At 71.5% G+C, this 25,503-nt stretch carries 17 protein-coding genes and 1 riboswitch; of the genes, 6 read left to right on the forward strand and 11 right to left on the reverse strand.

The window, feature by feature from the left end:
- Positions 1-46: 46 nt before the first annotated feature.
- The 6 genes from sucD to RM704_RS23780 form a co-directional block, all read right to left on the reverse strand.
- On the reverse strand, positions 47-931 hold the full coding sequence (gene sucD / locus RM704_RS23755) for a succinate--CoA ligase subunit alpha (protein WP_033525340.1): 885 nt from the start codon (positions 929-931) through the stop codon (positions 47-49).
- A 21-nt stretch (positions 932-952) separates the two neighbouring features.
- Positions 953-2,131: an ADP-forming succinate--CoA ligase subunit beta gene (sucC, locus tag RM704_RS23760; protein ID WP_033525341.1), complete on the reverse strand. Its 1,179-nt coding sequence runs from the start codon at positions 2,129-2,131 to the stop codon at positions 953-955.
- A 654-nt stretch (positions 2,132-2,785) separates the two neighbouring features.
- A complete protein-coding gene (locus tag RM704_RS23765; protein ID WP_033525342.1) occupies positions 2,786-4,006 on the reverse strand; it encodes a hypothetical protein in 1,221 nt (406 codons plus the stop codon).
- Positions 4,007-4,234: 228 nt separating this feature from the next.
- Positions 4,235-5,401, reverse strand: a complete 1,167-nt coding sequence (locus RM704_RS23770) for a VWA domain-containing protein (RefSeq protein WP_033525343.1) — start codon at positions 5,399-5,401, stop codon at positions 4,235-4,237.
- A 151-nt stretch (positions 5,402-5,552) separates the two neighbouring features.
- Entirely contained in the window at positions 5,553-8,027 is a 2,475-nt protein-coding gene (locus RM704_RS23775) for a DUF5682 family protein (protein ID WP_438828946.1), read from the reverse strand.
- 113 nt (positions 8,028-8,140) lie between these two features.
- Positions 8,141-9,343 (reverse strand): ATP-binding protein, encoded by a 1,203-nt coding sequence (locus RM704_RS23780; protein ID WP_192829569.1) that lies wholly within the window; start codon positions 9,341-9,343, stop codon positions 8,141-8,143.
- Positions 9,344-9,476: 133 nt separating this feature from the next.
- Between RM704_RS23780 and RM704_RS23785 the strand changes: the two genes are divergently transcribed.
- Both RM704_RS23785 and RM704_RS23790 read left to right on the forward strand, forming a co-directional pair.
- Positions 9,477-10,853, forward strand: coding sequence for an SWIM zinc finger family protein (locus RM704_RS23785; protein WP_033525345.1), 1,377 nt, complete (start codon positions 9,477-9,479; stop codon positions 10,851-10,853).
- Positions 10,854-11,070: 217 nt separating this feature from the next.
- Positions 11,071-12,750: a DUF5691 domain-containing protein gene (locus tag RM704_RS23790; RefSeq protein WP_052145828.1), complete on the forward strand. Its 1,680-nt coding sequence runs from the start codon at positions 11,071-11,073 to the stop codon at positions 12,748-12,750.
- 170 nt (positions 12,751-12,920) lie between these two features.
- Here RM704_RS23790 and icmB read toward each other — a convergent pair whose 3' ends face one another.
- Entirely contained in the window at positions 12,921-13,337 is a 417-nt protein-coding gene (gene icmB / locus RM704_RS23795) for a coenzyme B12-dependent isobutyryl CoA mutase small subunit (RefSeq protein ID WP_033525346.1), read from the reverse strand.
- A 646-nt stretch (positions 13,338-13,983) separates the two neighbouring features.
- Here icmB and RM704_RS23800 point away from each other — a divergent pair.
- A complete protein-coding gene (locus RM704_RS23800) occupies positions 13,984-14,844 on the forward strand; it encodes a lipase family alpha/beta hydrolase (protein WP_033525347.1) in 861 nt (286 codons plus the stop codon).
- A 447-nt stretch (positions 14,845-15,291) separates the two neighbouring features.
- A complete protein-coding gene (locus tag RM704_RS23805) occupies positions 15,292-16,869 on the forward strand; it encodes a M23 family metallopeptidase (RefSeq protein WP_033525348.1) in 1,578 nt (525 codons plus the stop codon).
- 91 nt (positions 16,870-16,960) lie between these two features.
- Here the strand turns inward: RM704_RS23805 and pcrA are convergent, their stop codons facing one another.
- Positions 16,961-19,477: a DNA helicase PcrA gene (pcrA, locus tag RM704_RS23810; RefSeq protein ID WP_033525349.1), complete on the reverse strand. Its 2,517-nt coding sequence runs from the start codon at positions 19,475-19,477 to the stop codon at positions 16,961-16,963.
- Positions 19,478-19,732: 255 nt separating this feature from the next.
- Positions 19,733-19,890: riboswitch (cyclic di-AMP (ydaO/yuaA leader) on the forward strand.
- Between the two features lie 9 nt (positions 19,891-19,899).
- Between pcrA and RM704_RS23815 the strand changes: the two genes are divergently transcribed.
- Positions 19,900-21,090 (forward strand): C40 family peptidase, encoded by a 1,191-nt coding sequence (locus tag RM704_RS23815; RefSeq protein ID WP_033525350.1) that lies wholly within the window; start codon positions 19,900-19,902, stop codon positions 21,088-21,090.
- Between the two features lie 108 nt (positions 21,091-21,198).
- Here the strand turns inward: RM704_RS23815 and RM704_RS23820 are convergent, their stop codons facing one another.
- Entirely contained in the window at positions 21,199-21,552 is a 354-nt protein-coding gene (locus RM704_RS23820; protein WP_033525351.1) for a hypothetical protein, read from the reverse strand.
- A 468-nt stretch (positions 21,553-22,020) separates the two neighbouring features.
- On the opposite strand from RM704_RS23820, the gene RM704_RS23825 reads away from it, so the two are divergent.
- Positions 22,021-23,100 carry a C40 family peptidase gene (locus RM704_RS23825; RefSeq protein WP_033525352.1) on the forward strand — a complete coding sequence of 360 codons (1,080 nt, stop codon included), beginning with the start codon at positions 22,021-22,023 and terminating at the stop codon, positions 23,098-23,100.
- Between the two features lie 192 nt (positions 23,101-23,292).
- Here the strand turns inward: RM704_RS23825 and RM704_RS23830 are convergent, their stop codons facing one another.
- Positions 23,293-24,168 (reverse strand): LuxR C-terminal-related transcriptional regulator, encoded by an 876-nt coding sequence (locus RM704_RS23830; RefSeq protein ID WP_033525353.1) that lies wholly within the window; start codon positions 24,166-24,168, stop codon positions 23,293-23,295.
- Entirely contained in the window at positions 24,165-25,454 is a 1,290-nt protein-coding gene (locus tag RM704_RS23835; protein ID WP_192829571.1) for an ATP-binding protein, read from the reverse strand. The genes RM704_RS23830 and RM704_RS23835 overlap by 4 nt, the downstream gene beginning before the upstream one ends.
- Between the last annotated feature and the right edge of the window lie 49 nt (positions 25,455-25,503).

Consider the following 25,503-nt stretch of genomic DNA (forward strand, 5'->3'; position numbering starts at 1 on the left):
CCGAACAGGGGATACGGGCCCACAAAAGGCTCAGCCGAACTGAAGATCAGCCGTTGAGAATCTCGCGCGCGAGCTTCGCCGTCTCGGTGGGCGTCTTGCCGACCTTGACACCGGCGGCCTCCAGGGCCTCCTTCTTGGCGGCGGCCGTACCGGAGGACCCGGACACGATGGCGCCGGCGTGGCCCATGGTCTTGCCCTCGGGCGCGGTGAACCCGGCGACGTAACCGACGACCGGCTTCTTCACGTTGGCCTTGATGAAGTCGGCGGCACGCTCCTCCGCGTCGCCACCGATCTCACCGATCATCACGATCAGGTCGGTGTCGGGGTCGGCCTCGAACGCGGCGAGCGCGTCGATGTGCGTCGTACCGATGACCGGGTCGCCACCGATGCCGACGGCCGAGGAGAAGCCGATGTCACGGAGCTCGTACATCATCTGGTACGTCAGCGTGCCGGACTTCGAGACCAGACCGATGCGGCCCGGCTTGGTGATGTCACCGGGGATGATGCCGGCGTTCGACTGACCGGGGGTGATCAGACCCGGGCAGTTCGGCCCGATGATCCGGGTCTTGTTGCCCTTGGTCCCGGCGTACGCGTAGAACGCGGCCGAGTCGTGGACCGCGATGCCCTCGGTGATGACGACCGCGAGCGGGATCTCGGCGTCGATGGCCTCGACGACGGCGGCCTTGGCGAAGGCCGGCGGTACGAAGAGGACGGACACGTTCGCGCCCGTCTTCTCGATCGCCTCGGCGACGGTGCCGAAGACCGGGATCTCGGTGCCGTCGACGTCGACGGACGTGCCCGCCTTGCGGGGGTTCACGCCACCGACGATGTTCGTGCCGTCGGCCAGCATGAGCTTGGTGTGCTTCATGCCCGTGGCACCGGTCATGCCCTGGACGATGACCTTGGAGTCCTTGTTGAGGAAGATAGCCATGGCTGTTCTGTCCCTCGTCCCTTACTTCGCAGCCGCGAGCTCGGCGGCCTTGTCGGCCGCGCCGTCCATGGTGTCCACGCGCTGCACCAGCGGGTGGTTGGCGTCGGAGAGGATCTTGCGACCCAGCTCGGCGTTGTTGCCGTCCAGACGGACGACGAGGGGCTTGGTGACTTCCTCGCCCTTGTCCTTGAGCAGCTGCAGCGCCTGCACGATGCCGTTGGCGACCTCGTCACAGGCGGTGATGCCACCGAAGACGTTGACGAAGACGGACTTGACGTCCGGGTCGCCGAGGATGATCTCCAGGCCGTTCGCCATGACGGCGGCGGAGGCGCCACCGCCGATGTCGAGGAAGTTGGCGGGCTTGACGCCACCGTGCGCCTCACCGGCGTACGCGACGACGTCCAGGGTGCTCATCACGAGACCCGCGCCGTTGCCGATGATGCCGACCTCACCGTCGAGCTTGACGTAGTTGAGGTTCTTCTCCTTGGCCGCGGCCTCGAGGGGGTTCGCGGCGGCGTGGTCGACGAGCTCCTCGTGGTCGGGGTGGCGGAAGTCCGCGTTCTCGTCCAGGGAGACCTTGCCGTCGAGGGCGAGGACATCGCCGGAGGCGACCTTCGCCAGCGGGTTGACCTCGACGAGGAGTGCGTCCTCATCGATGAAGGTCTTCCACAGGGTGACGAGGATGTCGGCGACCTTGTCGGCGACCTCGGCCGGGAAGTTCGCGGCCTCGACGATCCCGCGCGCGACCTCGGGGGTCACACCCACGTTGGCGTCGATGGGCGTCTTGGCGACGGCCTCGGGGCGGGTGGCCGCCACCTCCTCGATCTCCATGCCGCCCTCGACGGAGGCGATGGAGAGGAAGGTGCGGTTCGTGCGGTCGAGGAGATAGGAGACGTAGTACTCCTCGACGATCTCCGGAGCGGTCTCGGCGATCATCACCTTGTGGACCGTGTGGCCCTTGATGTCCATCCCGAGGATGTCCGTCGAACGGGCGACGGCCTCGTCCGGGGTGGCGGCGAGCTTGACGCCGCCGGCCTTGCCTCGACCACCGACCTTCACCTGAGCCTTGACGACAGACTTGCCGCCCAGCCGCTCGGTGATCTCGCGCGCCGCCTCAGGCGTGTCGATGACTTCACCGGCCAGCACCGGTACACCGTGCTTGGCGAAGAGGTCCCTCGCCTGGTACTCGAACAGGTCCACGCGCTTCCGTCCCTATCAGTGATCGCGGTTCGTCTTATGCGTGGGCGTGCCGCGAAGGGCAACGTGACGTCCGCCGAGAGTCACAAGAGAGGCGCACACGGTGTCCGAGCGCGCGGCATGTCCGTCTCGCAGGTTATCGCTGCTTCCGGGAGCCCCCTAAATCGCGGGTCACACCTGAGCGGTGATACCTGTCACATGATGCCGCGCTCACTGGCACCGCGTGCCGCGCGTGCGGAACCTCACCGGACGGGGGTACGTCCGGTGAGGTTCCTCGAGGCCCTTCATCGATGTCGAAGGGCCCCCGACGGGCGATCTCCTCCCCAAAGGAGACCGTCCGTCACCGCCCCCCGGCATCCGCCCGGACCGGGCCGACGGCTTTCGGCCGTCCGGGGATCCGCCGGAGGGTCGGTCGACTGTGACCGCGTCCCCTACGGCGTAGGGGAGGGCGCGGTGCGCGAAAGGGGATCGGGTGACCTGAGGGCATGAGGCGCGAACAGGCGCGACCGATGACGCCGCTGTCCTCGCCGCCGTCCTCCCGTGTCCGCCGACGCTCCGGACCGCGGAGGGCTCCCGGAGGGCGGGTAGACGTGGTCGGCCCGAGCGGAGCTCCAGGTCTGGCGGAGCTTCAGGTCTGGCGGGGTGGGGAGGTCGTCCCTATCCGGGGAACTCGGGGATGTCCCGCTGCCGGTCCCGGGTCCCGTCCGCGGCGTCGGCCGCAGGAGCGCCGGGCACGAGGCTCAGCGGCGCCGGGGGGAGAGCGGCGACGGCGTGCGGCTCGGCGTGCCGCGGCCCGCCGTTGTCGACGGCGGAGTGACGGCCGAGGGTGCCCGTCGGAAGACCGTCCGGGTTCTGCTGCGCGGGCACACGCACACCGGGCGCGCCCCCCGCATCCACGTCAGCGACGGTCCGGTGAGGAGCCCTCACGCCCGCCGTGCCACCGACCTCGGCCTTGGGCCCGTACGCGACGGAAGCCGGACCGGTGGCCCGCCCGACGTCACGCCCGTCGGCACCCTCCGACGCCGGGCCCGGCCTCTCGGCCTCCGTCGGTCCCGACTCCTGCGGCACCGCGCCGACCGGCAGGGACTCCACCGGCAAGGTGGTCCACTCGGGCAGCTGCGGCAGCCCCGGCGACTGCGGGAGCCCCGGCACCCCGGGCAGCGACGGCAGGCTCCCCGGCGGCAGCTGCGACGTCACTCCGTCCAGCCCCTCGGTGACGGACTCCACGAGGTCCCCCACCGGCACCACGACACCCTCGGTGACGGGCACCACGACACCCTCGGTGACGGGCACCACGACACCCTCGGTGACGGGCCCGATCACACCCTCGGTGACCGGCCGCACGACCGATTCGGTGACCGGCCGCACGACACCCTCGACGACCGACTCCACGGTTCGCCCGGCCCCAGGACGCACGACCTGCCCGGTCACGGGCCTTACCGCTCGGTCGGTCACGGGTCGTACGGCGTGCCCGGTGACCGGCCGCACCACGTGCTCCGTGACGGGACGCACCAGGTGCTCCGTGACGGGCCGTGAACCGGGATCGGTGACGGGCCGTGAACCGGGATCGGTGACGGCCGGCGAATCGGGGTCGGAGGCCCGCCGCGGCAGTGAGTCGGTGACCGGCTGTACGGCGGTGTCGTCGACCGGGCCTGCGGCCTGCTCGGTGAGCGGCCGCACGACGTGCTGTGTGACGGCGGTCAGGAGGGGCCGCGCATCCGGTGTCCCGTCCGCGGCGCTCGCCCGCTCCCCGCACAGAACGCCCAGCACGAACAGCCCGCCCACCAACAGCGCCACCCGCACCAGACGGCCCCCGGCGGCCACGCGCGCCATGCGCAGGGCGGCACCGGCACCGTGAAGTGCGGTCGCTGGGGTCACGACGGGAGATCCTCCGGTGCGACGGAACGGCGGAGTACGGGGCGAAGATGCGCGAGATGCGAACACCCGTGTGAAGGCTGTGAAGTGTTGCAGATCCTCGCACGGGACGCCCGCCGTCGCGCAAGCCCCCTGTCACCGACGCGTTGTCATGTCCGCTTTTCAACCTCCCTTGTCCGGTTACCGCCTGCCGCGACGGTCGCGGCCACCGTCACACGCGCCCGCCCCGGCTCACACACGGTCCGGTATCGGCAACGGCCGCTTCTCGATCGCCGCCGCCATCACCTCCGGGAAGAGGTCGGGCGTACAGGCGAACGCCGGTGCGCCGAGCGCCGCGAGGGCCGCCGCGTGCTCGCGGTCGTACGCCGGCGCGCCCTCGTCGGAGAGGGCGAGCAGCGTCACGAACTGCACCCCCGACGCCTTCATCGCCGCCACCCGCTTCAGCATCTCGTCGCGGATGCCGCCCTCGTAGAGGTCGCTGATCAGCACGACCACGGTCTCCGCGGGCCGGGTGATCTGCGACTGACAGTACGCCAGGGCCCTGTTGATGTCCGTGCCACCGCCGAGCTGGGTGCCGAAGAGGACGTCGACCGGATCGTCGAGCTGGTCGGTGAGGTCGACGACGGCCGTGTCGAAGACGACGAGCCGGGTGCTGATGGACCGCATGGACGCCAGCACCGCCCCGAACACGGAGGCGTACACGACGGATGCCGCCATGGACCCCGACTGGTCGATGCAGAGGACGACCTCCTTCTTCACCGACTGCGAGGCCCGGCCGTACCCGATGAGCCGCTCGGGTACCACGGTGCGGTACTCCGGCAGGTAGTTCTTGAGGTTGGCCGCGATCGTGCGGTTCCAGTCGATGTCGTGGTGGCGCGGCCGGTTGACGCGGGCGCTGCGGTCGAGGGCGCCGGTGAGGGTGGCCCGGGTGCGGGTCGCGAGCCGCTTCTCCAGGTCCTCGACGACCTTCCGCACGACGGCCCGCGCGGTCTCCTTCGTCGTCTCCGGCATGGCCTTGTTGAGGGAGAGAAGAGTGCCGACGAGGTGGACGTCGGCCTCGACCGCCTCCAGCATCTCGGGCTCCAGCAGCAGCGCGGACAGTCCGAGCCGGTCGATGGCGTCCCGCTGCATCACCTGGACGACGGAGGAGGGGAAGTACGTCCGGATGTCCCCCAACCACCGCGCCACGGACGGCGCCGACGCCCCGAGCCCCGCCGAACGGTTCTGCCCCGCCCCCGACTTCTCGCCCTTCCCGTACAGGGCGGCCAACGCCTGGTCCATCGCCGCGTCCCGTCCCCCGAGCGCGCACCCGGTGCCGTCCGCCGCCTCCCCACCCAGCACGAGCCGCCAACGCCGCAACCGCTCTGCGGCCACATCCGCCTCGGACCCCGCCGTCATCGGCGCACCCCCGCACGGAACCGGACCCAGAGAGGCATCACCGTGACGGTCGTCGGACGGTCGCCCGAGCGTGGCCCCTCTCCGTGTCCGAGCCCGTCCCCGCCGTTCATCGATCCGGCGGCCGGCCTCGGCTCGCGCATTCCGTCACTCGTCATCGCCCCACCCCCACAAGGTCGTTGTCATCGGTCCGCTCCTGCTCGGCGTTCTCCCGGTCGGCGTTCTCCCCGTCGGCGTGATCTCCCCGAGTGCTGTCGCGGTCGTCGTCCAGGCCCAGCAGCAGCCGGAGCACCGGCAGCACCGCGTCGGCGCGGTCAATGTCGAGTTCGTCGGCGAATCCCGGTATGCCCGCGCCGCCGGCCGGCGCGCTCGGCCGCCGGCCCGGCCCGCGGCGGACCAACTCGCCGAGTGTGCGGCGCACCCCCGGCTCGTACGCCGAGAACGTCCGGCGCAGCAACGGCAGTACGTCCGTGAACGCGTCCCCCGGCACGCCGGTGAGCCAGGCGTCCACCAGGCCCAGGAGCCGTTCGTCGTGGACGAGCAGCATTCCGCCGCCGGAGCCTCCGCCGACGAAGCCCTCGATCCAGGCCGCCGCGTCGGCGGGTGCCGTACCCGGCGAGAGCACGAGGCCCATGAGCCGGGCCGCCTCGTCCTGCGCCAACGCCCCGTCGTCCAGGAGGAGTCGTACGGCCCGCCCGCGAAGGACACCGGGCACCGTGTCCCGCACCGACAGGACGTGGAGCACCGAGTGCCAGCGGGGCCGTAGACCGTCGTCCCGTGCGGCCTGCTGCCCCGGCACGGTGTCGCCCAGGAGTCCCACGGCACCGTGCACGGCGTCGACATGGCGGCGCGTCTCCTGGGCCGCCTCCGCGTCGAGCGCGGCGCACGCGGGCGGCAGGCCGACGAAGACGCGCTCCGCGAGTCCCGCGGCGACCTCGGCCAGCGCCCGGGTGTCGGTTGCGCGGACGTCGCCGTAGCGGAGGGAGCGGACGAGGGCGGGGAGCGCCTGGGCGAGGTGGCCGACGTCGGCGTCGAGGGCGGCGCGGTCGGCGAGGACGCGCATCACCACGGGCAGGGCGTCCGGGAGTTCGGCGAGGAGGCATCGCTCGGCGAGGCCGGTGATGTCGGCGAGGGAGCCGGCCGTGACGGCGTCCGCCTCGGCCTTCGCGGTCGTCGCGGCGAGCACGGTGGTCCCCCACACCCCGGCTTCGGCGACGCGCACGGACAGCTCGGGCTCCCAGCGCAGCCGCCAGGTCTCCCGGAACGTGCCCGTGCTGCCGCGCGAGGTCGTCGGCTCGCCCCAGGCGACGCCGAGCAGCCGCAGTCGGTGCAGCAGCCGGCTGCGCTCCGCGTCGTTCTCCTTCCGCAGGTCGAGCTCCAACTCCCGCTCGAGGGCCTCCGGCTTGAGCCTCAGCCGCCGCTGGAGCCGCGTGAGGTCCCGCTGCAACGGCACCGCCGGCGCGGATTCCGGCACCTCCCCCAGGACGTCTCCGACCACCAGCCGGTCCCGCACCAGTGACAGCGGTACGTCCGAGCCGTCGCACATCACCGCCCGCACCGCGTCGGTGGTCTCCGTCAGGCCGGGCAGCGGGCGCCCGCGCATCACGGCGAGCGTCTCGGCCAGCCGTACCGCCTCGATGACATGCGCGGAGGAGACGATCCGGTCCTCCTCCCGCAGCAGCCCGGCCACCTTGGTGAGCCAACGCTCCACGGGACGATCGGGCGCGCCGAACAGGTGGCCGTACCAGCCCGGCGAGTCGATGCCCGCGCCGTAACCGCCGGCCCGGGCCAGCCGCCGGTTCGTCCACGGCACCCAGGTCATGTCGGTCCTGACCTTGGGCAGCCCCTTCAACAGCGCCCGGTCGGCGGCCACGGTCCGCTTCTGCCGTAGCGCGGGCACATGCCAGGCCCCGCACACGACGACCACACCGTCGTCCCCGAACTCCTTCTGCGCGGCCCGGAGCTGCAACCGCATGTACGCCTCGCGCACCAGGTCCCGATCGCGCCCACCGGTGCCGTAAGCCTCCCGGAGCGCTCCCATGGCCTCCTCCAGCACGGTGAACGGCGCGAAGACGTCCCCGCCCGTCCCCCGGTGCTCGACCACGTCCTCCCACCACCGCTCGGCGTCGTCGTACCCGGCGGCCTCGGCGAGCGCCGCGAGCGGATCGCCCCGGAGCGGTTCCTCCTCCGGCGGCGAGGTCGGCTCCCCCGGCTCGGCGTCGGCGTCCTCCTCGCTCCCCCGGACCAGCGAGTGCGCGGCCGGCAGGTCGATGAAGCGTGCCGGTACGCCGTGGGCAAGGGCCCAGCGAAGGGCCACCCACTCCGGGGAGAACTCGGCGAAGGGCCAGAAGGAGGACCGGCCGGGCTCGTCGACCGCGTGGGCGAGGAGCGCCACCGGGGGCCGCATGTCCTCGTCGGCCGCCAGCGGAATCAGCCCGTCCGCCTCCGGCGGCCCCTCGATCAGCACCACCCGCGGCCGCGCCACGTCCAACACGGCTCGCACCGCCCGGGCCGAACCCGGCCCGTGATGCCGCACTCCCAGCAACAACGGGCCACCACCACGCGCCCGGACCTCGCCCACCCCTGGTTCGGCCTCCACCCGTGCCCCGTTTCGGTCCCCGTCCCCCACGTGACCACCCGCCTCCGCCTCCGTCGCGCGGTCCGCCGGGTCCGCCCCCTTCGCCCTGTCCGCCCCGGCGGCCGGGTCGCTCGCGCCGGCAGCCGCTCCCTCCCCCCGCCCGCTCACACGCTCACCTCCCGGCAGGCGCGGTAGAAGTCCGTCCAACCGTCACGCTCGCGGACGACGGCTTCCAGGTACTCCTGCCAGATGACGCGGTCGGCTGCGGGGTCGCGGACGACGGCGCCGAGGATGCCGGCGGCGACGTCGGAGGGGCGCAGGACGCCGTCGCCGAAGTGCGCGGCCAGGGCGAGCCCGCCCGTGACGACGGAGATCGCCTCGGCGGTGGACAGCGTGCCGCTGGGCGACTTCAGCTTCGTCCGGCCGTCCGTCGTGACGCCGTCGCGCAGCTCACGGAAGACCGTGACGACACGGCGGATCTCGTCGACGCCGTCGGGCACGGCCGGCAGGTCGAGGGACCGGCCGAGCTGGTCGACGCGGCGCGAGACGATGTCGACCTCGGCGTCGGCGCTCTCCGGCAGCGGCAGCACCACGGTGTTGAATCGGCGGCGCAGGGCGCTCGACAGGTCGTTCACGCCGCGGTCGCGGTCGTTGGCCGTGGCGATGAGGTTGAAGCCGCGGACGGCCTGCACTTCCTGCCCCAACTCCGGTATCGGCAAGGTCTTCTCGGACAGGATCGTGATCAGTGTGTCCTGGACGTCGGCGGGGATCCGGGTCAGCTCCTCGACGCGTGCCGTCATGCCCTCCGCCATGGCCCGCATGACGGGGCTGGGCACGAGGGCGTCGCGGCTCGGGCCGTGGGCGAGCAGCTGCGCGTAGTTCCAGCCGTACCGGATCGCCTCCTCCGGTGTGCCCGCCGTGCCCTGCACGAGCAGCGTGGAGTCGCCGCTGACGGCCGCCGCCAGGTGTTCGGAAACCCAGGTCTTGGCGGTGCCGGGCACGCCCAGCAGGAGCAGCGCGCGGTCGGTGGCGAGCGTGGTGACGGCCACCTCGACGATGCGGCGCGGTCCGACGTACTTCGGTGTGATCATCGTGCCGTCCGGCAGCGTGCCGCCGAGCAGATAGGTGGCGACGGCCCACGGCGAGAGCTTCCAGCGGGCCGGCCTGGGCCGGTCGTCCTGGGCGGCCAGCGCGGCGAGTTCATGGGCGTAGGCGTGCTCGGCGTGCGCCCGCAGCACCTCGCCGTCCGGGCGCGTGTCCGGGTGCGCGTCCCCACGCGTGTCCGGGTCCGCGCTCGTGCGTGTGTTCGCGGGCGCGGACTGGTTGTGGCTCGGGTCGACAGTGGTCGTTCCAGCAGACGCAGGCATGGCTGAGTCCCCCTCCAGCTCGGCCGGTTCGGATCTGCTGACCACACTGCACCACGCCACTGACAATCCAGTCTGACCTGGGGAAATTGGATCGCGCAAGCCAATTGTCAGTGGTGGGATCTACCTTCAGAACATGACTCAGCAGGGGGTGCGCTGGACGGCTGAGCAGGTGCTGGCATTGGCACCTGACGCAGCGTCGCGCAAAGCCGGAAGCAAACTCGCCGTGGCCGGGCCTTGGTCGGCGGCGGGTACTTCGGACGAGGGGACGGTGTGGGGACTATGCAAAGGCACTGGAAGCAAGCCGTATCAGACAGTGATCGACGTCGCGGACTCCACCGGGCCCGCCTACAAGTGCAGTTGTCCGAGCAGGAAGTTCCCGTGCAAGCATGCGCTGGGGCTGCTCCTGCTCTGGGCGGGCGACGACACCGCGGTGCCTCCTGGGCAGGCACCGGACTGGGCGCAGCAGTGGCTTGCCGGCCGCCGCTCGCGCGCAGCGGAGAGGACGACGAGGACGGACGCGGCATCTGGGGCCACGTCCGCTGACCCCGAGGCGGCGCGTCGCCGGACCGAGCGGCGCGCCGAACGGATCACCGCGGGCGCGGCGGAGCTCGAACAGCGCCTGACCGACCTGTTCCGCGGCGGCCTGGCCGCCGCGGAACAGGCGGGATACGCGCTCTGGGAGGAGACGGCGGCCCGCATGGTCGACGCCCAGGCGCCCGGACTGGCGGCTCGGGTACGGGAGTTGGGTGCGATACCGGGCTCCGGTCCGGGCTGGCCGGTCCGCCTTCTGGAGGAGTGCGCCCTCCTCCATCTGCTGGACCAGGGCTGGCTGCGCCGCCAGGACCTCCCCGAGGGCCTCGCGGCCACGGTCCGCTCCCGGATCGGACTGTCCGGCTCCCCGGACGGCCCGCCGGTCCGTGACCGCTGGCTCACTCTCGCCCAGTACGACACCTCCGATTCCCGCCTCACCACCCGCCGCGTCTGGCTGTACGGCACCGGGTCGGGCCGTACGGCACTGCTCCTCTCCTATGGAGCCGCCGGCCGCGCGCCCGAGCTGTCGCTCCCGGTCGGGCTGGCCTTCGAGGCGGAGGTCGCGGCGTATCCGGGCGTGGGACAGCTGCGCGCGGCGCTCGGCGAGCGTTTCACCGCTCCCGAGCCGTCGTCCGTACGTCCGGCGGGCATCACCCCGTCCGAAGCGGCGGCCGGGTACGGCACGGCCCTCCAGGACGACCCCTGGCTCGACTCGTACCCGGTCACGCTCACCCGCGTCATACCCGCCCCGGACGGCGACTCGTGGCAACTGATCGACGCCGACAGTGATCTCGCCCTTCCTCTCACCTCTTCCGCCCGCTCCCGCCCCGGCCTCTGGCGCCTCGTCGCCCTCTCCGGCGGGGCCCCACTCACGGTCTTCGGCGAGTGCGGCCACCACGGCTTCACACCACTGACGGCATGGGCGGCCGAGCGAGAGGGTGCCCAGGCATCCACCGGGCAGGCGGTGGCGCTGTGTTGAGACGAGACGGCGACCGGCTGAACGAGACCACTACGGCACACGGCAACGGCGGCTGCGGCTGCGGCTGCGGCTGCGGCTGCGGCAAGGCCAGTGGTCCCTCACGGACGGCTGTTGCCACCGCCACGTCCGGCCTCGCAGGTCAGCGGCCTCTCCTCTTCCTCGGCCTCGCCACACCCCTTCGGTTCCACCCGACCGTCGTCGCACGGAAGGACCTCACATGACCGGCACCACGGGTGCTCCCACGCCCACGGCGGCCGCACCGGCGCTCTCCTGGGAGGACTTGGTCACCACCGCATTGCTCGGGACGGACCGGCGTACGCCGCCTGGGGCGGTGTCGGGCCGGGAGGCGCCGGTCGCGCTGTTGGACGCGGCGGCCGTGGCGACCGTCCGGCGGAGGGCGGGGATACGGCCGGTGCGGGCGGCGGCTCGGCCCGCAGCGGTGGCGCCGGACCCGCGCCCCCCGCTGCCACCGGCCGCGAGGCGGCGGCTGACGACGTTGCTGGCCGACCGGCCCGGCACCGGCGGTGGCCGCCGGGGCGCGGCACCCGACCTGATGGAACTCCTCCCCCAATGGCTGGCGCTGGCCGACGCACACGGTTACGCGGCGCCTCCGGAGGTCCTGCCCGCCCTGCTGGATGCGGCCCGCGGCCGTACGGATCTGCGTCCCGCCGTGCTGGCCTTCGCGGGCGCGCGGGCCCTGTGGCTGGCCCGGCTGAACCCCGACTGGCGTTTCGCTCTGCGCGCGGCGCCCGGCGGCGGCGCGGCGCTCCCCGGTCCGGACGAGCCCGAGCGCGCCCGACGGCTCTGGCAGGAAGGCCTGTTCGCGGAGCGCGTCGCCCTCCTCACCGTGATACGCGCCCGGAATCCCGCTTCGGCAAGGGAGTTGCTCTCCTCCACGTGGTCGACGGAGCGGGCCGAGGACCGGCTCATGTTCCTCGACACGCTCCGTACGGGACTGGAGGCGGCAGACGAACCCTTCCTGGAGGCCGCGTTGGCCGACCGCAGCCGGAACGTGCGTGCCACGGCGGCGGAGTTGCTGTCCGCGCTGCCGGACTCGGCGCTCGCGCGGCGGATGGCGAAGCGGGCGACCGCTTGTGTGGCCGTCGATCACACCGGCAGCACGTCCACGGTTTCGGGGGCGCCCACGATCGTGGTCGAGGCCCCGCACGAGTGCGATCCGGGCATGGAGCGCGACGGTGTGTTGCCCAAGGCCCCGGCCGGCCGGGGCGAACGGTCGTGGTGGCTGGGCCAGCTGGTGGAGGCGGCGCCGCTCGGGGCCTGGTCGCGGCGGTTCGGGGGGCGTACGCCGGAGGAGATCGTGGCGTTGCCGGTCGCGGACGACTGGCAGGGCGAGCTGCACGGGGCGTGGTGCCGGGCGGCCGTGCGGCAGCGGGATCCCGGCTGGTCGCGGGCGTTGCTGGGGGCGCCGTCCACACCGGAGGCCGGCGGGCCGGGAGCGGTGTCGCTGGCCGAGCGGGCGAAGCTGCTGGCGACCTTGGAGAGCGGGGAGCGGGCCGCGTGGGTGGCGGGGTTCATCGCCACCCACGGCTTGTCGGAGGCGTTCCAGCTGCTCGGGGTGTGCGCGGTGCCGTGGGCCCCGCCGCTGGGGCGGGCCGTGGTGGACGCGCTCAACATCGCGCGAGACGCCGGGAGTTATCCCTGGAGCTTCAGCGGCGTGATGGGGCTGGCCGAGCGGTGCCTGGACCCTGCGGAGACCGTGCGTCTCGAACCGCTGACGGCCACGCCGGAGGACACGGAGGACACAGCGCCGGGGGCCGGTGGGTACTGGGCCGAGGCGTTCCAGCGGCTGACGACGACCTTGCGACTGCGAGCGACGATGAGAACGGAGCTGGCACCGCCGGAGGATGCCTGGAAGGCGACGGTTCCGCAGGGATGAAAAGCAGGGGGCGGAGCCCCTGCTTTTCAGGGGCGCGGGGAACTACGCGAGAAGCCCACCGGACCCGCACCCGACAACGCACCCGCGCCCCCCTCGGCGCTTCACACGCCCACAGCCCGCAGCCCGAAACCCCCCGGGAGCCCCGGGAGCCCCGAGACCCCCCGGGCGGCTCAGGCCTCCGCGGGCTGGCGCACGTTCGCCCGCACCCACTCCACGATCGACGCCGTCGTCGCCCCCGGCGTGAAGATCTCGGCAACCCCTTTGGCCTTCAGCGGCGCGATGTCGGCCTCGGGGATGATGCCGCCGCCGAAGACGAGGATGTCCTCGGCGTCTCGCTCCTTGAGGAGTTCGATGACGGCCGCGAAGAGCGTGTTGTGGGCGCCGGAGAGGATGGAGAGGCCGATCGCGTCGGCGTCCTCCTGGATCGCCGTGCCGACGATCTGCTCGGGAGTCTGGTGGAGGCCGGTGTAGATGACCTCCATACCGGCGTCGCGCAGCGCCCGCGCGATCACCTTGGCCCCGCGATCGTGGCCGTCGAGTCCCGGCTTGGCCACCACCACGCGGATCGGACCGGCTGCCACACCCATCACTGCCTCCATGAAACGACTACACCAACCCTGACGGAACACGGCCGAAATCGCCGCACGAACCTGGCGAACCGCGCACATCGCGGTCCAGGTCCATGGAACACCTACCCACACCGCGCACCGGGGAAGTGAACGAACGTTATCCCCAGGATCCCGCACCCGGCAGTTTCGCGGTGGTGAGCGAGGGGGAAATCACACGGTGGGACACGTTCGCCGCGCACTGCTCCCGGATTCCGCGGCTCACGCGTCGCGGGGACCGAGGTGATCACGGAGGTGATCGCGGCATCCGGACCGTTTCCGGGCCGCCCGCCGGAGGCTCCCGTGGCGTGCGCGCCATGGGGAGGCGTGCGCAAGGAGAGTCGTCGGAAGGGGCCGCACCGACCCACCGCCCGCGGGAGGCCACGGTGGCGGGGCGGATCGGCACCGGCAGACGGCAGAGGGCAGGGCAGCGGGGGAGTCGGGAGGCCAGGACCCCTCGTGGCGTGATCGGCGCCTCACACGTCGTACACGCACCGCACGTCACGCACGCCACACACACCGCGTCACGTCGCATCGCACCCGCCGTCCGCCGCCCGCACCGCCGGTCTCTCCACTAGGGCACACGGGGGACAGAGCCGTCCGCCCGTCTGCCGACGGGAGGTCGGGCATGAAGGTCACCAGGGCGGTAGCGCCCCTTGTTCCGCTCTGTGAGCGGTTCTTGCCAGCTCGACTGACAGGCCTCTCCGTGGCCCTTCTCAAGGCGACCGCACTGGAGTTGGCCATCCTCGCGGGGCATCTGCTGCTCTATCCGTCCGGGATGACGCAGGAGCGGAGGGCCGTGCCCACGCTCCCCCCGTCCGACACGCCCCGGCTCCCGACCGAGGAGAAGCCCCCGGTCGTCCTGCTGCACGGCTTCATCGACAACCGCTCGGTCTTCGTCCTGCTGCGCCGCTCCTTGGCGCAGCACGGGGGCCGGCACCTCGAGTCGCTCAACTACTCGCCCCTCACCTGCGACATCCGCGCGGCCGCCGAGTTGCTCGGCCGGCACATCGAGGACATCTGCGAGCGCACGGGCCAGGAGCGCGTGGACGTCGTCGGTCACAGTCTCGGTGGCTTGATAGCCCGGTACTACGTGCAGCGGCTCGGCGGTGATCACCGCGTCCGTACGCTCGTCACGCTCGGGACACCGCACGGTGGCACCCGGGCCGTGCCCCTGGCGGACGCGCACCCGATCGTCCGGCAGATGCGGCCGGGTTCGGAGGTGCTGGAGGAACTGCGAGAGCCGGCACCGGGCTGCCGTACGCACTTCGTGGCGTTCTGGAGCGATTTCGACCATGTGATGGCTCCACTGGAGAGCGCCTGCGTCGACCACCCCGACCTGATGGCGCAGAACATCAGGGTCACCGGGATCGGTCACCTCGCCCTACCCGTGCACCCCGCCGTCGCCACCGGAGTCCGGGAGGCCCTCGACACCTCGCGGACGGGCGCCCGCACGACCGCCCGCCCCGGCGGCCTGACGGTGGCGTGAGCCCATGCCACGCCGCAGGAACCCTCCGACAAGGCAGGCGGACAGACGGGCAGCCGGGCAGCCGGGCAGGAAGTGACGTACGCCACAGGATGGCGAAACCGGGACGTAATGCGGTAAACACGGCGCACGCCCACGCGCCCCCGCCACGCGCCCGACTCACGACATCCCTCCCGACGCCACCTTCGCGCCCCGAGGTCGACCCGCGACCACCCGGCGAAACGTCTCGGCCCCCTCACCACCGGCGTCCCACATGCCGCACACGGCGGTCGACTATCGAACAAACTTCGAACGCCAGGCCAAAGTCGTGCCCACAGACCGCCGAAAGACGCTCGAATGCCCGTTTCCTGCGCGCGCGAAACCCGTTGAAGATTGTCGCGCCCGCATACCGCCGGGTACAGTCACCGCACTGCTCTGCCAGCCCCTGTCGTCGAGGCGAAAGAGAAGTTGGTGAACGATCGTCACCCGTCGGGGACCGCAACACCCCCGACCCCGGCTTCTGAAGCCGACCCGGCGCACTACGCGTCGTACGGCCACCAGGAAGCCGGCTACGGCGACTTCACCACGTACGGCGATTACCCCGCCACCGGTTTTGAAACCGGCTCCACCGCGAGCGCCACGGGCACCTTCGCGGTCGACCCCCTCTTCGGCGACATGCCGGGCGACGACAGCGGTTCCGGCACCTACGACGCCACCCAGTGGTCGACGGGCAGCCACCAGACGCTGAACTACGACCCGTACGCCGCTCAGCACCAGGCCGCGTACGACACGGGCAGTTACGACACCACGTCCTGGTCGTCCGGCTACGAACACCTCTCCCAGGTTCCGACGCAGGCGACCAGCCCCGAGGTGAGCGGCCAGTGGGACGCCGACGGCTGGTTGCGGCCCGAACAGTCCGATGACGCGGACCAGTTGGGGCAGGCCGACCAGACCCAGCAGTGGATCGGCACCCAGCACTTCGACACGGGCGCCTTCGACGCCACCCAGTGGAACAGCGACGGCACACCCGTCGGCGACGAGCACGGCGGCAGCGCCCCCGAGTCGTACGACGCGCACGACCACCCGAAGACCGTCATGGTCGACCTCTCGGCCGAGGCCACGGACTTCCACGAGCAGGCGACCGCCACCTTCGAGCAGATCGCCCCGTACGACCAGGACGAACACCTGTCGGCGGACGGCGAGTTCGAGACGGTCGGCGCGGACCGCGCGGTACTTCTCGACGGCGAGGAGGAGGTCACCGCGGCGGCCGGCAGGAGCGCGGGTCCCGGCCGGGCGGCCACCCGCGCGGCCTCACGCTCGCGCCGGAAGCCTCCGGCCAAACGTTCCGCCCTGCTGACCGTGGCCGTTCCCTCGGCCTGCGTCATGGGGGTCGCGGGTATCGCTGCGGCCTCGGTCGGTGCCACCTCGGACGACACGGAGACGACGGCGTCGGTCAAGTCCGACGCCACCGCCGTGAAACCGTCCACCGCCAACAACCAGCTCGACACCCAGCTGGAGAGCCTCTCCGCCGAGGCCGACGACTTCGCCGACCGGGCCAGCCGGACGCAGGAGCGCATCGACCTCAAGGCGCAGCAGGAGCTGGAGCAGAAGAAGGCCGCCGCCGAGGCCGCCCGCAAGGAGCGACTGCGGCCGAAGTTCGCGCTGCCCGTCGCCAAGCACGGGCTCAGCGCGTACTACGGACAGTCCGGCGTCAACTGGATGTCCCTGCACACCGGCATCGACTTCCCGGTCTCGTACGGCACCCCGGTGATGGCCGCGACCGATGGCACCGTGCGCACCCAGTGGAACAGCGCCTACGGCAACATGGTCATCGTGACCGCCAAGGACGGCACCGAGACCTGGTACTGCCACCTCTCCACGTACAAGGTCGCCTCCGGTACGACCGTCAAGGCTGGCGACACCATCGCCTACTCGGGCAACTCGGGCAACTCGACCGGCCCGCACCTGCACTTCGAGGTCCACCCGGCGGGCGGCTCCGCCATCGACCCGCTGCCGTGGCTGCGCAGCCACGGACTGGACCCGACGTAACAGCCACCGCTCACCGGCGCAGCACACAGACACCAAGACCGGGCCCCTGCCGAGCAGGGGCCCGCGTCATGTGCGCGGCGCGGCTCGTCCGCTACAGCTTCTCCACCGGCGCGTACCGCAGCAGCAGGCGCTTCGGCTTGGTGTCGCCGAAGTCGATCGTCGCTTCCGCGTTCGCTCCCGAACCCCCGACACCGACGACCGTCCCGAGGCCGAACTGGTCGTGGGTGACGCGGTCGCCCACGGCGAGGGAGACCACCGGCTTCTCGTTGCCGCGGCGGGTCGCGAAGCCGGACGCGCCGGAGGCCGAGGACCGGGAGCGGGAGGACGACAGTGAGGCCGCGATCCCGCCGGCCGGGCCCGAGGACACCGGCGCGGAGGCACCCGTGCGCTTCCACTCCAGATGGGAGGCCGGGATCTCCTCCAGGAACCGTGACGGCGGGTTGTACGAGGGCTGGCCCCAGGCGCTGCGCAGCGACGACCGGGTGAGGTAGAGCCGTTCACGTGCGCGGGTGATGCCCACGTACGCGAGGCGACGCTCCTCCTCCAACTCCTTGGTCTGGCCCAGGGCGCGCATGTGCGGGAAGACACCGTCCTCCATGCCCGTGAGGAAGACCACCGGGAACTCCAGGCCCTTGGCGGTGTGGAGGGTCATGAGCGTGATCACGCCCGAGCCGTCCTCCTCCTCGTCGGGGATCTGGTCGGAGTCGGCGACCAGCGCCACCCGCTCCAGGAAGTCGGAGAGCCCGGCGGACGTCGTACCCGCCGCCTCGCCCTCGGCCTCGCCCTCTCCGGCACCGGACTCCTGCTCGAACTCCAGGGCGACGGCGGCGAGTTCCTGGAGGTTCTCGATGCGGGTCTCGTCCTGCGGGTCGGTGGAGGCCTGCAATTCGGCCAGATAGCCCGTCCGTTCGAGGACCGCTTCCAGGACGGTGGCCGGTCCGGCGCCGGACTCGACGACGGTCCGCAGGTCCTCCATCAACGTGTTGAACCGCTTGACCGCGTTGGTCGACCGGGCCGCCATGCCGTAGGCCTCGTCCACACGCTTCAGCGCCTGGGGGAAGCTGATCTTCTCGCGCTGGGAGAGGGCGTCGATCATCGCCTCGGCGCGGTCACCGATGCCGCGCTTGGGCACGTTGAGGATGCGGCGCAGCGGGACGGAGTCCTCCGGGTTGGCCAGGACACGCAGATACGCGAGGACGTCCCGAACCTCCTTGCGCTCGTAGAAGCGGACGCCGCCGACGACCTTGTAGGGCAGGCCGACGCGGATGAACACCTCTTCGAAGACTCGGGACTGGGCGTTCGTCCGGTAGAAGACGGCGACGTCGCCGGCCTTCGCGTCGCCCGCGTCCGTCAGGCGGTCTATCTCGTCGGCGACGAACTGGGCCTCGTCGTGCTCGGTGTCGGCGACGTAACCGGTGATCTGCGCGCCCGCGCCGGCGTTGGTCCACAGGTTCTTCGGGCGGCGGGACTCGTTGCGCTCGATGACCGCGTTGGCCGCGCTCAGGATGGTCTGCGTGGAGCGGTAGTTCTGCTCCAGCAGGATCGTGGTCGCGTTCGGGTAGTCCTCCTCGAACTGGAGGATGTTGCGGATGGTCGCACCGCGGAAGGCGTAGATCGACTGGTCCGCGTCACCCACGACGCAGAGCTCGGCCGGCGGCAGGTCCCACTCGGCAGGCGGCACGTCGACCGGGTGCTCGGAGGTGCCGACCAGCTCTCTGACCAGGGCGTACTGGGCGTGGTTGGTGTCCTGGTACTCATCGACGAGGACATGGCGGAAGCGACGGCGGTAGTGCTCGGCGACGTCCGGGAAGGCGCGCAGCAGATTGACCGTCGTCATGATCAGGTCGTCGAAGTCCAGTGCGTTCGCCTCGCGGAGGCGGGACTGGTAGAGCGCGTAGGCCTGGGCGAGGGTCTTCTCGAAGCCGTCGGCGGCCTGGGCGGCGAAGTCCTCCTCGTCGATCAGCTCGTTCTTCAGGTTCGAGATCTTGGCGCTGAAGGACTTGGGCGGGAAGCGCTTCGGGTCGAGGTCCAGATCACGGCAGACGAGCGCCATCAGCCGCTTGCTGTCGGCGGCGTCGTAGATCGAGAAGGAGGACGTGAAGCCGAGCTTCTTCGACTCGCGCCGCAGGATCCGGACGCAGGCGCTGTGGAAGGTCATGACCCACATCGCGTTCGCGCGCGGACCGACGAGCTGCTCGACGCGCTCCTTCATCTCACCGGCGGCCTTGTTGGTGAAGGTGATCGCGAGGATCTGGCCCGGGTGGACCTGCCGCTCACCGAGCAGGTGGGCGATGCGGTGGGTGAGCACCCGGGTCTTGCCGGAGCCGGCACCGGCGACGATGAGCAGGGGGGACCCGGCATGCACGACGGCCGCGCGCTGGTTCTCGTTCAGCCCGTCCAGGAGGGCCGCCGCGTCGAGGGCCGGGCGGGGGGCGCCGCCCCGGTAGTAGGCGTCCCGGTCCGGTGGTACGTCGAACTTCCCGCCGAACAGATCGTCCGGAAGCGGCTCCGGTACGTGATCGTCCTCGGGCGGCGGCGGGGGCTCCTCCGCGTGGCCACGGGGGGCCTGGAGGTCCGCCAGGAAGCTGTCGTCAAAGAGGCTGCTCATCGCTCTCCGAGTCTAGGCGCCCCCACTGACAGCCAGGGGCCGCCCCGGGAAGTCCGCACGCACCACTCATCGCGCACACCTCACGACGGTGAGCGATCGAGCGTACCGCCCATCGCGCGGAAGAGGCTAAGGTCACGAAAACGTATCGGGCATATCGAACATCAACCTTCACACGGGCCACACGAGTTGGCTAGCTTCTTCTCTTGGGCCGTACGACACAACCGGCGAACGTCGCCGGGCCGCACGGCCTCCGCCGAGTCCGGCACGCCTCTCCTGGGCGCCGGAGCCGGGGACCCACCGACCTCTGGGGTGAATCGACCCGACGCCGCACGCGGCACGGGCCGTAGGGCAAACCTTCCGAAGCTTGCGCCCGAACCCGACAGCTAACCCGGTAGGCGGACAACGGAAGGAGACGCCGCACCATGGCGCCGCACCGCAAGCCGCGTCCGACCGGCCGGACGCGCGCGGGCATACGCACCCCCGCTCTCGCCACGGCCGCCCTGACCTCCGTGGCTCTGCTCTCCCAGACGGCCACCGCCGCACCCTCCGCCGACGACAGGCCGAGCCTGGAGGAGGTCGAGAAGAAGGTCGACGACCTCTACCGTCAGGCAGGGTCGGCGACCGAGAACTACAACGCGGCCAAGGAGAGGACGACCAAGCAGAAGAAGAAGGTCGACACCCTCCTCGACGACGTCGCCCAGCGCACGGAGAAGCTGAACGAGGCGCGGGAGGAGCTGGGCTCGTTCGCGGCGGCCCAGTACCGCACCGGCGCGGCCACCCCCGACCAGGCCTCACTGCTCCTGGCGGACAACCCGCAGGACTACTTCGACCAGAACCAGCTGATGGACCGGTTGACGGACCGTCAGAAGGTGGCCGTCGACGCGTACGTCACCGAGCAGGCCGACGCGGCGGAGCAGCGCCGGACGGCGAGCGACAGCCTCGAGAAGCTCACCGAGTCGCAGAACGCCCTCAAGACCAGCAAGGCCAAGGTCCAGGCGAAGCTCGCCGAGGCCCGCGAACTGCTCTCCACCCTCACCGCCGCGGAGAAGGCCCGGCTCGCCGCGATCGAACAGCGCGAGCAGGAGGAGGCCGACCGCAAGGCGGAGGAGCTCGCGCGGCAGCAGGCGGCACAGGCGAGCCCGGAGACGCAGAGCACCCAGGAGGCCCAGGAGGCCCAGGGAGGGACCGCCACCGGCACGGAGACGTCGCCGGGCACCACCGGGACCACAGCCCCGGTCGAGGACTCCACGTACGCCTCGAAGGCCACCAAGGCCCTCGCCTTCGCCCGCGCGCAGATCGGCAAGCCGTATGTCTGGGGCGCCACCGGCCCCGGCTCGTACGACTGCTCCGGCCTCACCCAGGCCGCCTGGAAGGCCGCCGGGGTCGACCTCCCGCGCACCACCTACGACCAGGTCGAGGCGGGCACCACCGTCTCCCTGGCCGACGCCAAGCCGGGCGACCTCGTCTTCTTCTACGACAACATCGGCCACGTCGGCCTCTACATCGGCAACGGCATGATGATCCACGCTCCCAAGCCGGGCACGTACGTCCGCGAGGAGTCGATCTTCTACGACGGGGAGTCCTCGATCCACAGCGTGGTGCGGCCCGCGTAACTCGGGGGCAGCGGGCGCCGGTCCACACGGTCGGCGCCGTCCCGGGAGTCCCGGCTCAGCCATCCCCTCGCCATCGCGGACAGGACGGACTCACACGGACGGATCCCTTCAGGTCCAGAGCACCGCGATGAAGACGTTCGCGGTGGTCAGCGCGCCCACCAGGGCGAAGAGCGGCTTCTCCACCGTCTCCTCGTCGCGTTTCACGTAGACCAGGCCGAGGATCACGATCAGCAGGGCGAGCTTGACGCCGATCTTGATGTTGTCGACGGGCTGGTCGTCCGCCTGGTTGAGGCCGACGAGGAGGACACCGGTGACGAGCATGGCGAGGGCGCCGTGCAGCATGGCGGGGACGAAGCGGGCGGTGCCCTGGCCCATGGCCTTCATCTGGGTGAGGAAACCACCCAGGAGGGAGGCGATGCCGATGATGTGGAGGGCGACGAGGATGTGGATGAGTACGTCCATGCGCGGAGCCTAATGAGGCACCCGAGGGCCGTAGGGCACCGGGTGCGGGTGGGACGGGACGGGCGAACGACCCCCTGATGATCTTGCATATATGCGCTCCATAGCACCGCGCCCCCTCCGCCCGGTCCGAAATCGCCGCATCGGTCATCGCACAGCGTGAAGTCGGCGACGCCAGGCGAGGATCTCGGTCACATACGGTCACCTCACAGTCGGTGCACGCCACTTCCGTACAACGCGTTACCGAGCCATCACAGCCAGGTTTAGCGTCCTCCCTCAGGTGACCGGCTCCCCACCGCCGCCCGGCCAGGGGCGGCAGTCGGCCACCACCGCCGAGAAAGGTCCGGCGGCGTCCCGCTCCCCCTGTGCGGGCCGCCGCCGGACGTGTCACCGCTCCCCCCAGGCGGTCCGTACGGACAGACGATGTTCGTACTGCGGACGGCGGTCGTACGGAGAGGACGTGGACTCCACGTGGCAGCGCACCGCAAGCCCAGACAGCGCTCGCTCGGCGGCCATACGGCCCGCACGGCCGCGACGATCGCCCTCGCGGGCGCCGCGAGCGCGACCGGTTTCGACGGTACCGGGCACGCCGACCCCCAGCTCACACCTGAGCAGGTCAAGGCGAAGGTGGCCAAGCTGTACCAAGAGGCCGAGGTCGCCACCGAGAAGTACAACGGCGCGAAGGAGAAGGCCGACAAGGCGCAGGAGAACCTCGAAGAACTGCGCGACCAGGCCGCCCGACGCACCGAACGACTCAACTCGGCCCGGGACGAACTCGGTTCGCTGGCAGCGGCGCAGTACCGGGGTGGCGGCATCGACCCCTCCTGGCAGCTCGCGCTCTCCGCCGACCCCGACGAGTACCTGGACGGCGCCGCCCTCGCCGAGCGTGTCGGCACCCGGCACTCGGCGGACGTGGCGAGCGTACGGAAGCAGCTGCTGGAGATCGAACGACTGCGCGGAGCCGCCCGCGTCGAACTGGGCACGCTCAAGACCCGGCAGACGGAACTGAAGCGGCACAAGAAGACCGTCACCTCGAAGCTGACCGACGCCCGCCAACTGCTCGGCCGACTCACCACCGAGGACCGCACGCGCTTCGACACCCGGGGCGGCACCACGGGACACACCTCACGCTCCTCCACCGCGGCCCAGCGCAGCCTCGCCGGTCCGGTCTCCCCCGCCTCCGCAACGACCGACGCCCCCAACTCCCGCGCCGCCGCGGCCGTCTCGTACGCCTACTCCAAGATCGGCAGCCCCTACGTCTGGGGCGCCACCGGCCCCAACGCCTTCGACTGCTCCGGCCTCACCCTGGCCGCCTACCGCGCCGCCGGTGTCTCCCTCCCCCGCACCACCTACTCCCAGATCAACGCGGGCCCTCGCGTCGCCCGCTCCGAACTCCGCCCCGGAGACCTGGTCTTCTTCTACTCCGGCATCAGCCACGTGGGCATCTACATCGGCAACGGCCAGATGATCCACGCCCCCAACCCCTCGGCCCCGGTACGCGTGGCGCCTCTGGACGAGATGCCGTACGCGGGGGCGACGCGGGTGGCCTGAGCGGGGGCCCGGAGCCGGGTGGCCTGGGCCGGGGGCCAGGAGCTGGAGGCCCTGAGCGCGGCGGATGGGCGGTGTCCCGGCTCCGGGAGGCACGTCGGGCCCGGCCGAACCCGCCCTCCGCCCCGGCCACCCGCGCTCACCCGTGTCACCGGCAGCCGCACGGCCGGCTCATCGGCGCCGGTGCCTACGACCTCACACCAGGCGGCGTGCCGTCGCCCACCTCGTCAGTTCGTGGCGGTTGGAGAGCTGCAGCTTCCGCAGGACGGCGGAGACATGGGACTCCACCGTCTTCACGGAGATGTAGAGCTGCTTGGCGATCTCCTTGTACGCATAGCCGCGGGCGATGAGCCGCAGCACCTCGCGCTCGCGCTGGGTCAGCCGGTCGAGGTCCTCGTCGACAGGTGGGGCGTCGGTCGAGGCGAAGGCGTCGAGGACGAAGCCGGCCAGACGGGGAGAGAAGACCGCGTCGCCTTCCTGAACCCGGAAGATGGAGTCGACCAGGTCCGAGCCGGTGATCGTCTTGGTGACATAGCCGCGCGCGCCGCCCCGGATGACCCCGATCACGTCCTCCGCCGCGTCCGACACGGACAGGGCGAGGAAGCGGACGGGCTGCTCGGCGTCCGCCATCAACGCCGAACAGCGGCGCAGTACTTCGACCCCACCGCCGCCGGGCAGGTGCACATCGAGGAGCACCACCTCGGGCCGCGTACTCGTGATCACCGAGACCGCCTGATCGACGTCGGGGGCCTCCCCGACCACCTCCACACCCGTACGGTCCGTCTGCCCTATCTCGGCCCGCACTCCTGTGCGGAACATGCGGTGGTCGTCCACCAGCACCACCCGGACATGCCGTCCGGGCCCGGACGGTGCGGGTGCGACGGGTGCGCCGGATGCGGCGGTGCCGCCCGGCGTGGAGGACTGGTCGGGCGTGTCCTGCCGACCGGGCTCGCCGGCCTTGTCCTCGGCCGAACCCGTGCCCCGCGCGGCCGGACCTCCCGGGCCCCCGCTCGGCGCCGTCCCCGAACCGCCCTGTGCGGCCTGATCGTTCGCCCCGTTCGCGTCACTCATGACGTCGTCTCCGCCCTCTCCATCTCCAGCTCGACCTCCGTGCCACCACCCGGTACGGCGCGGAGCCGTGCCGTGCCTCCGTTGCGCTCCATGCGGCCGATGATCGATTCTCTGACGCCCATGCGGTCGGCGGGTATCGCGTCGAGGTCGAACCCTGGGCCGCGGTCGCGGACGGACACGAAGACCGTCCTTCCCTCGACTTCGGCGAAGACCTGCACTGCGCCGCCCTCGCCACCGTACTTGGCGGCGTTCACCATCGCCTCGCGCGCGGCCTGCATCTGTGCGGTCAGTCCGTCGTCGAGGGGGCAGTCGCCGACGACCACCACCTCTATGGGGACGCCGTGCTTGTCCTCGACCTCCGCCGCGTTGCGCCGTACGGCCTCGGCGAGGGTGTCGGGCTCGTCGTCCTCGTCCTTTCCCGTGCCCTCGGGCTTGTACAGCCAGTTCCGCAGGTCGCGCTCCTGGGCGCGGGCGAGACGGCGGACCTCGTTCGGGTTGTCCGCGTTCCGCTGTATCAGCGTCAGTGTGTGCAGCACCGAGTCGTGCACATGGGCCGCGACCTCCGCGCGCTCCTGTGCGCGGATGCGCATCAGGCGCTCCTCGGAGAGGTCCTGGGTCATACGGACGAGGTACGGTCCGGCCAGCAGGGCTATGCCCACGAGCACCGCGAGCGCTGCCTGCAGGACCGAGCCGAGGTGGGCGGCCGAGCCCTGCAGGACGAATATCCCCGAGACTCCCGCGGTGACCAGCAGGACACCGGCCACGGAGCGCAGCAGCGTGATCGTGCGCCGACGACGGCCGACCTCGGCCCAGCGGGCCCGCCGCGCGTTGTCCGCCTGGCGCCAGACCAGGGCGACGCCGGCGGCGACGAGCACGGTCGGCCAGAGATACGCCCTGGCGCCCTCCCCGAGGTTCACATTGCCGACGAAGACCATGGCCACGACGACCATGAGGAGGAGGGCGACTATCTGCCCTCGGTCGGGTTTGCGGGCCACGAGTCTGCGGCGGCCGTCGGGTGAGGGCTCGGTGGCGATGGCCGGGGGCCGCTGGTTGTCGACGCCTCCCACGCCGAGCGGGACGAAGAACCAGAACGCCGCGTAGACGAGGGCGCCGAGGCCGTCGGCCAGGAAGAGACCGGCGAACACGAGCCGCACCCAGGTCACAGGCAGGCCGAGATGTCCGGCGAGCCCTCGCGCCACGCCTCCGAGCCAGCGTCCGTCGCTGCTGCGGTAGAGCTTGCGCGGGGGCCGCGGAGTGTCGACTGGCAGTGCTGCGGCTTCCGGCATGCCATCGATGTTCACACGCATGGCGGAGCGAGGCATCAGGGTCGACCCC

It is taken from the genome of Streptomyces gottesmaniae, assembly GCF_031845845.1.
GTDB lineage: Bacteria > Actinomycetota > Actinomycetes > Streptomycetales > Streptomycetaceae > Streptomyces > Streptomyces akebiae.